This is a genomic window from Desulfitobacterium dehalogenans ATCC 51507 (assembly GCF_000243155.2).
Taxonomy (GTDB): Bacteria; Bacillota; Desulfitobacteriia; order Desulfitobacteriales; family Desulfitobacteriaceae; genus Desulfitobacterium; species Desulfitobacterium dehalogenans.
Window position 1 is genome coordinate 542,644 of record NC_018017.1, and the last position, 13,621, is coordinate 556,264.

A 13,621-nucleotide genomic window follows, 5' to 3' on the forward strand; every position below is an offset into this window, starting at 1 on the left:
TGAACAGCGGGGAGGGATAGATTTGCAGGACGTCGTCATCGTCAGTGCGGTTCGTACGCCCATCGCTTCATTCGGAGGCACTTTGAAAGGATATGGTGCCATCAATTTAGGAGCGCTGGTTATTCAGGAAGCGGTGCACAGAGCAGGTATTAAGGGAGAACAAGTGGATGAAGTCATCATGGGCAATGTTCTGCAAGCCGGACTTGGGCAGAATCCTGCCCGCCAGGTGGCTTTGAAAGCGGGGTTGCCTGTGGAAACGACAGCCCAAACCATTAATGTGGTTTGCGGTTCCGGACTTAAATCGGTCGTTTTAGCTGCCCAGGCTATTATGGCCGGAGATGCCGATAGTGTTGTAGCGGGCGGGATGGAAAGCATGTCGGATGCGACCTTTCTCTTGGAGCAGGCGAGATGGGGCCAACGCATGGGCAATGGAACCATTGTGGACAGCATGCTTAAGGATGGCCTGTGGTGTGCTTTCAATGATTATCATATGGGCATTACCGCAGAAAATGTGGCTGAAAGATACGGCATCAGCCGCGCGGAGCAGGATGAGTTTGCGGCCTGGAGTCAGGCCAAGGCTGTGGCGGCGATGGAAAGAGGCCGCTTTACAGAGGAGATCGTCCCGGTGGCGATCCCGCAAAGAAAAGGAGAACCGGTTATTTTCGATACCGATGAGCATCCCCGGGTGGGAACAACGGTGGAAACTTTAGCGAAGTTAAAACCGGCCTTTAAAAAAGACGGCACGGTAACCGCCGGGAATGCTTCCGGCATTAATGATGCTGCCGCGGCTTGTGTGCTGATGAGTAAAGAGAGAGCTGATTCTCTGGGACTCCCTTATCTAGCGACCATTAAAGGCTACGGAATGGCAGGGGTGGACCCGGCGATTATGGGAGTGGGGCCGGTCACTGCCGTAAAAAAGGCCTTGAAGAAGGCAGATGTTACGCTGGATGAGCTCGATCTGATCGAAGCCAATGAAGCCTTTGCTTCACAAACCCTGGCCGTGGCCAAAGAGTTGGGCTTTCCCGCGGAGAAGGTGAATGTCAATGGAGGCGCCATTGCTCTAGGGCATCCCATCGGCGCCAGTGGCACCCGTATTCTCGTTACTTTATTGCACGAAATGAAAAAACGCAAGGATAAGCTTGGCCTGGCGACCCTTTGTATCGGCGGCGGGCAGGGTATCGCCGTTGTCGTTGAGCGCTGATGAAAAACAGTAAGCCCCCGGATTTTCCGGTGGGCTTACTGCACATTAATCATGAGTATCTGTAAATATCCGCATGAAATTGGTAAGATACAATGGGTAATAATTTCTCTTTTTATAAATAAAGCATATATCCAAGGATACTTGGAAGTCATCCAGGAAAAGTATTTTTATTTTAGAGCCTTCATTTAATCCATAGGCGCTAATAAAGGTTTCAGGCATTATGGCAATTCCGAGATTTGAATCGACTAGTTTGATAGAAGTTTCATAGGTGTCTGTGGAATAAATGCCATCATGTTTTACGGAGTCTCCCAAAAAATTATCAATCTCTTCGCGATAAATCCCTTGACGACGCAAAATGATTCGCTCATCCAAGAGCTGGCTGAATGAAATCTTCTCATACTTTGCTAAAGGATGAGAACATGAGACAACCGCCACCGAATTGGCATTGGATATTACTTTATATTTAATACCTGACAATTCCATGAGTGATTTTATTCTACTGTTTGCAGCAATTAAAGCAACATCCATGGTATCGTTAAGCAGCCGCTCAATAATCTCCAATGTCCCGCTTTCAATTAGTTCAACACAAATATCAGGATAAATTTTAACGAATTCTGTGAGCTTTTTAGGAACTAAATCCAGCCTTGTAATAGGAATGACACCGAGCCTTATCAGTCCGGATCCGGGATTTAGTATTTCAGAAATACCGGTTTCAAGCTCTGTAACCGCTTCAAGGATGGCTTGTACTAAGGGTAAAAGTTGTTTGCCTTCCGAAGTTAAGACGACGTTTCTTCCTTGCTTCTCAAATAACGGTAAGCCAATTTCTTTTTGCAATTCACTGATTTGCTGGCTTATGGAAGGTTCACTTATAAAAAGCTTGGCTGCTGCCTCTCTCATTGTTCCATATTTAACTATAGAATCGAAATAGCGAAGCTGCCGCATTTCCATCTGATCACCTCCATTTAATTGATAGCTATAGCTTATCAATCATTCCTAATCGTTAATTATCACCTCAGATTAACTATAGTATAATTCATATAAAAGATAATTGGAAATAAATAAACACTATGTTGTGAATGTAATCCCTTGGACTAATCAACAGTTCAATCAATCAAACCATGGGGAAGGTGATATGACTGCAGCTTTAGAGCCCATGATCAGACTCAGTGCAAAATGTAGGGGAGGAAGTTTATGAACATACAACGTTATGGTAAAACCGCAGTTGAAATTTCCCCAGCACCTTGCGGAGGAGGTGTGGAGCCGTGAAAACTTTGCTGGCGGACCGGATCGCCGGTGGAATGCTCCTTGTTATCGGCGGGTTGGCTGTTTATGAAGCGATCCGGCTGTATCCTATGCATATTGGCCGCTCCATAGTCGGTGACGAAACATTTATCGGCTTTCTGGGTGTGGCACTGCTTATTCTCGGAGGGCTGTTCCTCTTTGTGCTTAAGCCCCAGGGAGATGAACAGGCGGAGTTCCCCACCGGACAGCTGCGCAAAAAGATGCTGTTCGTGATGGGTTTAGTGTTCGCTTATTGGGGGTTATTGCAGGTCATCGGCTACCCGGCCAGTACCTTTATGATCGGCCTGGGTTTATTCCGAACCATCGGTGATTATGGGTGGCTGCGATGTACAGTATTTTCGGCGCTGCTTATTATTGTCTTTTACGGAATCTTTGTAATGTGGCTGAAGACCCCATTTCCACAGCCGCTCATCACTATTTTTTAACGGGGGTATTTAGATGGAAGCATTACAAATGTTGTTCTCCGGATTTGCCTTGGCTCTGGAACCCTCTAATATATTGATGGCTGCCCTGGGCGCTTTTGTCGGCACCATGGTCGGCGTCCTGCCCGGTTTAGGGCCGACCTCGGCCATTGCCATTTTGCTGCCCCTTACCGCCGTCCTGCCGCCGACACAGGCGATCATTATGCTGGCAGGAATCTACTATGGAGCCATGTATGGCGGCTCCTCCACGGCGATCCTGTTAAACATTCCCGGGGAAGTGGCTTCTGTGCCCACCTGTCTCGACGGTTATCCCATGGCCCAGCAGGGACGGGGAGGACCGGCTCTGGGGATCGCGGCGATTGGTTCCTTTATCGCCGGGATCATGGGGATCGTTGCCCTGACCTTTTTTGCACCCCTTTTTGCCGAGCAGGCGCTTAAGTTCGGTCCGCCGGAGTATTTTGCCCTGATGTTGCTGGCCCTGACCATCGTCGTAAGCTTAGGGGGAGCATCCATAAGCAAAGCCTTGGCCATGGGCTTTTTCGGCTACCTTCTCTCCTTGATCGGCTTGGGAACCATGACCAATATGCCGCGGCTGACCTTTGGCTCTACCTCCTTATGGGGCGGCCTTGATGTGATCAGCGTCGTCATCGGCTTGTTTGCCATCAGTGAAGTGCTGAACGGGATCGAGGAGAAGAAAATCGCCATCTCCATGGGCAATATCGGCTCGGTTTTTCCAGGTCTTAAAGATTTGAAGCAAAGTATCAAATCCATCTTCCGCGGCGGTGCCCTGGGGTTCTTTATGGGATTATTGCCCGGGTGTTCCCCGGCGGTAACCACCTTTCTGGCCTATGATTTAGAGAAAAAATGTTCAAAAACACCGGAACGGTTCGGCAAGGGGGCCATTGAAGGTGTAGCCGCCCCTGAGTCCGCCAATAATGCCACAAGCTCAGCCGGTTTCATTCCCTTATTCGCCCTTGGCATTCCGGCCTCCCCGCCTCTGGCTGTTCTTTTAGGTGGGCTGATGATTTACGGCCTTACCCCCGGACCATTGCTGTTTGAACAGAATGGAGACTTTGTCTGGGCAGTCATCGCCAGCATGTTTATCGGGAATGTGATGTGTCTGGTTCTCAATCTTCCTCTGGTTGGACTTTGGGCTAAGTTAACGCAAATACCTTATGGTATCTTGGCTCCGATTATTTTACTGATATCTATCGTGGGAGCGTATACTGTCCGCAACGATATGTTTGATGTTCTGGTCGCTCTGATCTTCGGCGTTTTAGGATACTTTATGAACAAATTTAATTGGCCGGTCGTCCCTTTCATCATCTGTTTTATCCTTGGCCCCATGTTGGAGAGGTCCCTTTTACAGTCCTTTGGGATGGCGTTTGAAAACCCCTTCATTTTCTTTCAACGCCCGATTTCCTTAACTCTCCTTGTTGCCACCGGTATCTTTCTGGTTATTTCCATTAAGCTCAGGCGGCGGACTCAAAGCAGAATAGACAACTCTGGTTTTGAAGTAAAATAAATAATAATGGGGGATTTATTAATGAAAAAGAAAATGATTTGGGTCATCGGTATCTTGCTTTTGACAGTTATCCTTGCCGGGTGCTCATCACAATCCGCCCAGGGGCCATCACAAACTGCCAAGGAGGAACCGCCTTATCCGACACGGCAAATAGAACTGGTGGTTCCGGCCGGTCCCGGAGGTCTCACGGATCTGACAGCCCGTGCTGTTGCCGATTATGTAAGCAAAAAATGGAATCAGCCTATTCTGGTAGTTAACAAACCCGGTGCGGGTAATGTTACCGGATTGCAGTATGGTTTAATGCAGGGTAAACCGGACGGATATACTGTCGTGGCAGATAATATTGCCTCTTCCGTGTTGATGGTTGCCGGAATGAAAAACCCACCGATAAAGCTTGAGGATAGAATTTTTGTATCTAAATTTGTGGAAAACCCCATGTGTTTTTCTGTTGCGGCCGATTCTTCTTTTAAGGATATGAAGGAGCTTGTCGAATGGACTAAGCAGAATCCGGAAAAATTAACCCATACCAGTTTAAGCGCGACAAGTATGAATGCACTTACTGCCGCCGAATTGTGTAAAGCCATTGGCGTGGATTACAAAGAAACCCAACCGATTCTTGTAACGAGCGGCAGTGAGGGAATTACAATGATCGCCGGAGGCCATGCCATTTTGGGTGATCAGTCCGTGCAGGAAACCTATCCTCTTGCTGCAGGCGGTAAATTAAAAGTTCTTGCTATCGCAGCCAAAGAGAGGAGCCCTTTATTCCCGGATGTACCTACTTGTCAGGAACTTGGCATAGATATTAACGTGACTTGGTATGGGGGTATAAGTGCTCCGAAAGGCACCCCTGATTATATCGTGAAGAAATGGGATGAAACCATCGCCGAAATGGTAAAAGATCCGGAGTTTATGGACAAGATGAAAGAACTTCACGCCAATATCAGCTATATGAATACTGCAGATTATAATAATTCAATTAAAGAACAGGTTGAACGCTATACCCAATTGTTTGATTCCATAGGCGTTCGTCAGTAACTCTTTGGAGATCCAATAGTGTAATTGTTTAATGAGAATGGGTTTTTATGTAAAAATCCATTCTCATTCTTTTGAACGTTTACCTGAAGTACTTCAAAAAGAAAGTGGGATCAGTAGAAATGGGATGGTTTATTAATTTAAAAACAAGTAGAAAACTTTTTATATGCTTTTTGCTGATGGCCCTATTAATCCTGACTGTTGGCATAACCGGGCTGATTAACCTGGGTAAAGTCAACGATAACCTCAAAAGAATTACCCAGGATGGCATCCAGCCTATTCTCATTTTGGAAGACTTGAATAAGAGCTTTGATAAAGGGGCTGCGGAGATGGTCAGCGTAGTCTGGAAGAGCCAGGTTTCGGAAGATCCTGCAGTGATCGGCGATTCCCGAAGGGTTATTGCCCAGTCCATCGAGGATAACGACCTGTTGATCCAGCAGTATCAAATGCTTAACTTAACCGAAGAAGAAAAAGAACTGTTAGCGGAATTCAAAAGTGAGGTAACTGTTTACCGGGACTTGAGAGAAAAGGCGATGACAGCAGTTGAACTGAAAAACTATGCCTTAGCCGGCGACTTTAATCAGCAAGCCGGTCTGCAGCAGGCTAAGGTAGAAGGAATCATCGAAAGCATGATTCGTTGTTCCTTGGCATACAACGAAGATCTTCAGCGTGCTTCGGAACAGGATTTTGCTGAAGCCAGAATGATTATTATGATACTGACGGCTTGCGGTTTTGCTTTGGCCTTGTTGCTCAGCCTGATCCTAGGCAGGATGATCAGCCGTCCGATTCTAGCTGCAGTTGAGCAAGCCAAATTATTTGCCCAAGGTGATTTTTCTACGGATCAACAAAAAAGTTTAATCAGGAGGAAGGATGAAATTGGCCAATTAGCCCGAGCCTATGATGATATCGACAGTAACATGAGCCGCCTCCTGGAACATGTTAAGGAAGCTGCCGAAGACCTTAAGACAGTGGGAGCGGAATTATCGGTGTCGGCTGAGGAACTGAACGCTCAGGGACAAAACATCAATGCCGGGGCGGAACAGATTGCGGCAGGAATGGAGGAGACTGCTGCCTCTGGGGAAGAAATGCTAGCCTCGGGGACGGAGATCAGCAAAGGCGCCGGTATGCTTGCCGGGAAAGCCTCTGAGGGCAGCAGAATTGTCCAGGAAATCGAGAAGAAGGCCCAGATGATGCGTGAAAATGCTGAAGCTTCAAGAGGAGCGACCCTGAGCATTTATCAGCAAAAACAAGCAGAAATCATCGCAGCGATTAAAAACGGTGAAGTGGTTCAGGAAATCAGGATCATGGCTGAAACCATCGACGGTATTGCTGAGCAGACCAATCTCCTGGCTTTGAACGCCGCTATTGAAGCAGCCCGGGCCGGAGAGCAGGGAAGGGGCTTTGCGGTTGTCGCAGAGGAGGTACGGAAGCTGGCCGAACAATCGGCACAGACTGTGGCTGGAATTCATGCAGTGATCAGTAAAGTAACAGAAGCATTTGGCCATCTTTCCCGAAATTCCTCGGAAGTTTTAAAGTTTATTGAGGAAAAGGTCATTCCTGATTATGAGATGCTTGTGGAGGCGGAAGGACAGCACGCCAAAGATGCCCATAAGGTAGGAACGCTGGTGGAAGACTTTGCTGCGACTTCAGAACAAATGCTTACCGCCATCGAACAAATGAGTAACGCCATTCAAACTGTTTCGGCTTCAGTTCAGGAAACCACCGGCAGTTCCCAGGAAATCGCCCAAAATATGGGCCAGATGGCCAAGGTTATGGAGCACGTGGCTAAGGCCGCCCAGATCCAGGCCGAACACGCTATAAACTTGAATACCATGGTGGAGAAGTTCAAAATTTAATGGTTTTGTCCATCATGGCCAATAAAGCTCTTGATTTAATTGATAGCTATAGCTTATCAATCCTCCTTAATCGTTAATTATCACCCCAGATTAACTATAGTATAATTTTTTTAGAGATGATTTCCGGGGGCATTGGGCAATGAACTCAGGATAAGCTGAAAAATTTGCATAGTATAGATGACGAAAGGATGATTATGAAAATGAAGAGGAAAGCTCTAACAGAAAAAATCGCAGTGATCGGAGTCGATGGATTTGAGCCAAGGCTGGCCAAAAAGTTCCTGGACCAAGGCAAAATGCCCAATTTGCAAAAGTTCATCGACAGAGGCTCCTGCCGGGACGATCTGGTCTTATTAGGGGCCGTGCCCACCGTTACACCGACTCTCTGGACAACCTTGTCTACCGGCGCCTATCCGGGAACCCACGGCATTACCTGCTTCTTTGGGCATAATCATGGTCAGTTGGATAGTCTGGTCTATAATCTGGACTCCAGACGCTGCAAAGCTGAACCGCTGTGGAATATTTATGCTGAAGAAGCCGACAAGAAAACCTTGGTATGGCATTGGCCGGGCAGCTCATGGCCTGCCACTTCGGATAGTCCCAACCTTCATGTTGTTGACGGTACTCAGCCCCAGACCATTAATACTGGCATTGCCGGTATAGATATTTCCAAGATAGTCGTTGCTTCAGATAAATTTACAGAGGTACAATTCCTGCCGAATACTTCCACTATTACCCCTGGCGCCGGTTGTATCATTGAGAATGTGGAAGAATTACTTGAAGATGATGGGGAAGTCAGTTATTTAAGAGCAGCCATATCAAGCGGTGCCAAAGTTATTAAAAATATCATTACTTGTGAAGAGGAAAATGAGGTCAATGTCCTGGCCAAAATGATTGCCGATTCAGTCAAGTCACCGATCAAAGAAGCTGCAGGTTGGGCTAATGCACCCGCCGGCGCCAAGGAGTTTACTATTATCCTGGGCAAAGGCCTGGACCGCCGTCCGGTCCTGCTTTTACAAAACGAACAGGGTGTTTACGATACGGTTCAGGTTTATAAATCCAAGAAGGATGCCGAGCCTCTTGTGACTCTTAAAGCCGAACAATCAGCTTATGATGTGGTGGATACCATCACGAATGATGACGGAGAACCTGTTTTAGGCAACAGAAACTACCACGCCTTAACCATCAGTCCTGACGGTTCTCAGGTCACCATGCTGATCGGTATGGCCTTGGATGTGAGCCGGGATGACTTATTCCACCCCAAGAGTTTGTACAAGGAAGTTATCGATAATATCGGGTATGTTCCTAACAGACCGGTAGTGAACGGCGCTAACGAAATCCTGGTTGACAAAGTATTTATTCCCACCTGGGACCACTATTCACAATGGCAGGCCGATTGCCTGACCTATTTTATGAAACATAATAAGTATGATATCATCTATTCCCATCTGCATAATGTGGATAATGGCGGTCATCTGTTCTGGCATTTTGCCAAGCATCAGGAGATGTGGAAGAATAATGAAGAAGCTTACAAGGTATTTATCGAGAGAATGTACATTCAGACCGATAATTATATAGGAAGATTCCTGCCTTATCTGGATGAAGGCTGGACTATCATTGTCACTGCGGATCATGGCTTGAGCTGCCAGGAAAATCACGGCGTGGAATTGGGTGAAGCCGGCGGCATCACCACACCGGTCATGGAAGAACTGGGTTATACCAAAATGCTTCTGGATGAAAACGGCAACCGGACTCACGAATTTGATTGGGCCAATACCAAAGCAGTGGCCAGCCGCGGCAATCATATTTATATCAACTTGATCGGCCGAGATGAGCACGGAATCGTTGACCCTAAAGACCAATACGATTTGGAAACCCAGATCATCTCCGATTTGTACCAATACCGGGATCACAAAACCGGCAAACGGGTTGTGGCCCTGGCTATGCGCAATAAGGATGCTGTGATTCTCGGTCTGAGCGGACCGGAGTGCGGGGATATCGTCTACTTCAAAGAAGAGACCTTCAATGTTATCCACGCGGACTCCTTATCCACCCAAAACGGCTATGCCGATACATCCCTTTCCCCGATTTTTGTGGCAGCCGGACCGGGAATCAAAGAAGGCTTTAAAACGGAACGGGTCATTCGTCAGGTAGATATCGCGCCGACCATGGCTTTCCTGAGCGGCGTTCGTTTACCGGCTCAGTCCGAGGGCTCACCTGTCCATCAAATTCTTACGGAAGAAATTTAAAGCCAACAGGAGGTTGGAAAGATATGTCCTTACAACGATTAAATGCCAAGAGCTTTGAAGAGATTATTTATGATCAAGGGAGCCCCTGCCTGGTGATCTTTTCGAGAAAAACCTGTCATGTCTGCAAAGGAGTAGTTCCGATTCTGGAAGAAATGCAGCCTGACTACGAGGGCAAATTCGGGTTTTATTATGTCGATGTGGAAGATGAACAGGCTTTATACCAAAGATTTTCCCTCAAAGGGGTTCCCCAGATTCTTTTCTTCAAAGACGGGGAGTTTCAGGGAAAACTGGTGGGCGCCGTGGATGATGAGAAGGTGAGTGATAAGATTATGGAGGTTGGTGAGGGGTGATAGGGTTCTCTTGTCCCTACTTTATACCGATTGAAGCAGTAGTCGAAAAGTTGGAGCCGAATTACGGGTAATTAGGGGAACGGTAGACTCTCATCACATCACATGTCCCAAGCACCTTATATTCATATGAATTTAAGAAGCCCATTCGATATCATCAGCTTATGATATCGGATGGGTTTCTTTACCTTAATATTGGATTAAAAGCTCTGGTCATCAGCGACTTTTCCAGCTGTCTGTTCCGCGAAATTCCGGGGGAAAATTAATATAGAAACCACGCGGATACCAGATGTCCAGCCGTTCAATGCGGTGACAACATTGACGTAAAATACATGGGATCCGCCTGATTGTCGATTTTCTGCACCATACAGTTTTGCTTATTGACTGCTTGCTTCGATTCCGCATCGAAATAGATTTTCTCCCGAGAAAAACGCTGGGCTGAGGTTACCATCATTTTCCGCAGCAGCAAATTATGGTGATACTGTCCCAAAAAGTTCTCTACATTAGTATGAGAAAATAGTAAATAGTAAGTCCAAGCTGGTGATAATTAAGCTTTAATACCGGATTGGATTAGGGATTAGTATATAAGGAGAAATTGGTTAAAGATTTACAGGAGTTATTAGGCGGGAGAGGAGCTTAGGTGAGAAGGTAATTAATAATCAACAACTTTGATCTATAAGTGCTATATCAATTCTTAAGATTAAATTTGAATAGCCACTGAGTTATAAGTTGTTTTTAAGGTGAATCAGATATATTTTTTGAAAATTAAACAGGATTTAAGAAGATTAAAGAGGAATATAGAAATATTTGGTGAATTGTGAAGGATATAGAAATTAAGAAATAATTCTATATCAAAGGTTGACCCGTATGTCTAATTTACTTTTTAAGCAAAAACTCTAAATAGGGTCCCTTGAAAATTTAGTTAGTATGGTTGATTTATCTAAAGGTAATAAGGTTTGTTCCCGGTATGAATTTTAAAAATAGGGCAGCAGCGACACCTACCGGAAATCGTATTAATACGATGAAAAACTAGAGAGAGGATGAAGATGATGGAGGACGCCATTAATGAAACGTATTCTATAATGCGCGCCGTCCCCTTAACGCTTAACTCGTACCCGCTTATTTGCAATAAATATATGCAAACGAATCGAGATTTTTTCATAAGGGTTTTCAATGATAAGTCTCAAGCCAAAGAATTGTTAGTTGTTCACCCGGGAACAGATAGGCTGTTGCCGAGTGCCATTGCTTGCGCCGCGTTCGCAAGCGTGTTTTATGGCGAAGTAAATGTGAAGGAGTATTATCGACGATTTAATCCCGATCAAATGGTAAGCCTCGGAATCGAAAGATATAGATTCGTCGGCGTAGACGGCGATGTATGTATATTAAAGTCCGATGATAACAAAAAAGCCGTGAATAGCACGACAAGGGTTCCGTTAGATTTCGGACTTAATATACGCCCGAATAACGGCTCTTCGTTAAAAACCGGTACGCAAGGAAGCAGAGGTTCTTTAGCAAAAGTAGCAAAAGCCTCCGAATATCTTCAAGGCCTTGTTGGCGGTACATATCGGAACCAGGCGATAGTTCAACCGCTCTGTACCCTGGTCGTTTGTTCTAGGGACAAAGCCCAATATATCATGGATAGAATGACGTTCATCGACGATGAAGGGGTTTTTCGATTTGCCGACGTATTTCCGGCCGCATGGGCTCGTTCGGTAGACGAGAAAAGGTTTTATTTTGGTGAAGTTGGAAAAAGTGTTCCGACGGTCTTATTCACGAATCGAATATCGCTTGCCCGTGAAATCTTGCATGACGATCAAGATTATGAGAAGCGTATATTTGCGGTTATTCTTGACGATATCGAGTCTACTGAATCCGCCTCGGAGATTAACGATATCAAGGAGTTAATCGGTCGTAGACAAAACGGTCGAATTATCATTATTCAGTCTGCCGATAAAATATCCGACTCGATCAATGCCGTTATATCCGACAATACTCGGACCGTCGTGTGGTCGCCGGAAATATTACTATCGACAATAGACGACCTATACCATCAGCCTGAAAACCCCGATGATCGCGCAATTATGGACATAATCAATAGAACGATTGATAGTAGCATCCGGCGTGATGTGGTTAAATCTCTGGACGCCTTTTTGGAGTTCAAGTATTGCAAGACGTTTTTAAAAAAACTTGTTCATATACGTGAAAAAGCCCCGGACGTGGATGAGTATATATTATGTGCGTATGGTTTGATTAATTTATTTGAGCAAGCGGCTTTCACTATGGATGAATATGAACGGTACATTGAGAGTAACGGAGTGCGTATACGTTCTCCCCAAAAACAAGTCGGCAGATTATACGAATTGGCCGACTCGTTATCAGATAAAGGCTATAGAGAAGACGCGCAATTAGTCGCCATCGCTTTGAAAAATGCGTATAAATCCATATCGGCTCATAACTTTAAAAAGGACGAATTACTTCGTTGCTTACAAATCGCGAGTGACGAAGGAAAATTATGCGGCGTGGTTGTGCCGAAGAAAAGTTTTATGAACGTAATCGAAGAAATTTGTTCCGATTTTCCGCAAGTGCGAGTGATACTTTCCTCCCGCCTTTCGCAAGATGTCGTCCTCGATCGTTTAATAATCACGGCAACCCCAAATATAAAAAGAGACGGATTTAATCCTCTTGCCGGCAAAGCGGCGTCGGAAACAATGCTTCTGGAATACGGCGACGAGGTCGCTAAGAACGACTGTTATCAAAGGATGCACGAGCGAGCGCTTGCGGCGATCAATAGCGCGGCAAAAAGAAGCGCTCCGGAAATGTTTGGGGAAACGGTGGATACCAAGTCGTTTGACACGGAGGATCAAGTTGACGAGCATGGGTTGGACGAAATCGAATTCCTTGAAAGGGAACTTACAAATATTGAAACGGACGCAGTGATCGGCGAGGCGTTAAGCCACCTCCATTCCTCAACCACAACACTGCGGGCGATACGTTTCGTACAATTTGACACCGGCGAGTGGGCGTTGTTCTCTAAGTATTATACGGCGTACGTTTTTGATGAGAAAGAAAAAAAGCTTGTTGAAAAATCCCCTATTGATCTCCTGCCGGGTGACATTGTTATTTTTTCAGCGGACAGTGAAAAAATAACGGATTTCGTAGACGACATTCTCAAACGCCTTATTTTACGTGGGAATAGCACGTTAGCCGAACACTACGAAAGATCGAAATATTGGAAGAAAATATTAAACGATTATATGCGTAGTAAAAATCTTACATATGGGGACATAGCGGGGACCATGAAAGATCTCGGCCACCCAAGGCATGCCGTTACCATCGGCACATGGTTGCGCGAAGACAGCATTATCGTCGGCCCTCGGGACGAGGATGCATTTATCGCGATCGGCTTAGCTGCGGACAACAACGAGATCGCCGATCACGCACAACTTTATAAAGAGTCCTGTGATCATATTAGAAGTCAACGGATAAAAATTCTTAACTATGTTCAAGCGAGTATCATTCAATCCGTGACTGGAATTAGGAGGAGTAAAGGGCAAGATTCCCTTTCAAGAGATGAGACGTCTTATCTTGGAGACGTTCAAAAGTACGCAAAAAAGCTTACGATAGAACGCATTGTTCCATGCGAACGCTTTGCGCCGAGCCATCTAGTAAATCGACCTTTTGGGAGGTAAT

The 13,621-nt window shown here is 45.8% G+C and carries 9 protein-coding genes; 8 read left to right on the forward strand and 1 reads right to left on the reverse strand.

What is annotated here, in order from left to right; genetic code table 11:
- Positions 1-22 precede the first annotated feature (22 nt).
- Positions 23-1,201: an acetyl-CoA C-acetyltransferase gene (locus DESDE_RS02580; RefSeq protein ID WP_014792480.1), complete on the forward strand. Its 1,179-nt coding sequence runs from the start codon at positions 23-25 to the stop codon at positions 1,199-1,201.
- 45 nt (positions 1,202-1,246) lie between these two features.
- Here DESDE_RS02580 and DESDE_RS02585 read toward each other — a convergent pair whose 3' ends face one another.
- Positions 1,247-2,149 (reverse strand): LysR family transcriptional regulator, encoded by a 903-nt coding sequence (locus tag DESDE_RS02585; RefSeq protein WP_014792481.1) that lies wholly within the window; start codon positions 2,147-2,149, stop codon positions 1,247-1,249.
- Between the two features lie 314 nt (positions 2,150-2,463).
- Between DESDE_RS02585 and DESDE_RS02590 the strand changes: the two genes are divergently transcribed.
- The 7 genes from DESDE_RS02590 (at position 2,464) to DESDE_RS02620 (ending at position 13,620) form a co-directional block, all read left to right on the forward strand.
- Positions 2,464-2,928 carry a tripartite tricarboxylate transporter TctB family protein gene (locus tag DESDE_RS02590; protein WP_014792482.1) on the forward strand — a complete coding sequence of 155 codons (465 nt, stop codon included), beginning with the start codon at positions 2,464-2,466 and terminating at the stop codon, positions 2,926-2,928.
- A 13-nt stretch (positions 2,929-2,941) separates the two neighbouring features.
- A complete protein-coding gene (locus tag DESDE_RS02595) occupies positions 2,942-4,450 on the forward strand; it encodes a tripartite tricarboxylate transporter permease (protein ID WP_014792483.1) in 1,509 nt (502 codons plus the stop codon).
- Between the two features lie 21 nt (positions 4,451-4,471).
- The gene (locus DESDE_RS02600; protein ID WP_014792484.1) at positions 4,472-5,485 is read left to right on the forward strand and encodes a tripartite tricarboxylate transporter substrate binding protein; all 1,014 of its coding nucleotides are present in this window, start codon (positions 4,472-4,474) and stop codon (positions 5,483-5,485) included.
- A gap of 119 nt (positions 5,486-5,604) precedes the next feature.
- The gene (locus DESDE_RS02605; protein ID WP_014792485.1) at positions 5,605-7,338 is read left to right on the forward strand and encodes a methyl-accepting chemotaxis protein; all 1,734 of its coding nucleotides are present in this window, start codon (positions 5,605-5,607) and stop codon (positions 7,336-7,338) included.
- A 200-nt stretch (positions 7,339-7,538) separates the two neighbouring features.
- Positions 7,539-9,584 (forward strand): alkaline phosphatase family protein, encoded by a 2,046-nt coding sequence (locus DESDE_RS02610; protein WP_041917194.1) that lies wholly within the window; start codon positions 7,539-7,541, stop codon positions 9,582-9,584.
- Between the two features lie 23 nt (positions 9,585-9,607).
- On the forward strand, positions 9,608-9,934 hold the full coding sequence (locus DESDE_RS02615) for a thioredoxin family protein (RefSeq protein WP_014792487.1): 327 nt from the start codon (positions 9,608-9,610) through the stop codon (positions 9,932-9,934).
- A gap of 1,043 nt (positions 9,935-10,977) precedes the next feature.
- A complete protein-coding gene (locus DESDE_RS02620; protein ID WP_041917195.1) occupies positions 10,978-13,620 on the forward strand; it encodes a DrmE family protein in 2,643 nt (880 codons plus the stop codon).
- Position 13,621: the final 1 nt, after the last annotated feature.

Bases quoted from the DNA above. Each gene is read 5' to 3' on its own strand.
- DESDE_RS02585 (WP_014792481.1), bottom strand. From the start codon at position 2,149: ATGGAAATGCGGCAGCTTCGCTATTTCGATTCTATAGTTAAATATGGA.
- DESDE_RS02595 (WP_014792483.1), top strand. From the start codon at position 2,942: ATGGAAGCATTACAAATGTTGTTCTCCGGATTTGCCTTGGCTCTGGAA.
- DESDE_RS02600 (WP_014792484.1), top strand. From the start codon at position 4,472: ATGAAAAAGAAAATGATTTGGGTCATCGGTATCTTGCTTTTGACAGTT.
- DESDE_RS02605 (WP_014792485.1), top strand. From the start codon at position 5,605: ATGGGATGGTTTATTAATTTAAAAACAAGTAGAAAACTTTTTATATGC.
- DESDE_RS02610 (WP_041917194.1), top strand. From the start codon at position 7,539: ATGAAGAGGAAAGCTCTAACAGAAAAAATCGCAGTGATCGGAGTCGAT.
- DESDE_RS02615 (WP_014792487.1), top strand. From the start codon at position 9,608: ATGTCCTTACAACGATTAAATGCCAAGAGCTTTGAAGAGATTATTTAT.
- DESDE_RS02620 (WP_041917195.1), top strand. From the start codon at position 10,978: ATGATGGAGGACGCCATTAATGAAACGTATTCTATAATGCGCGCCGTC.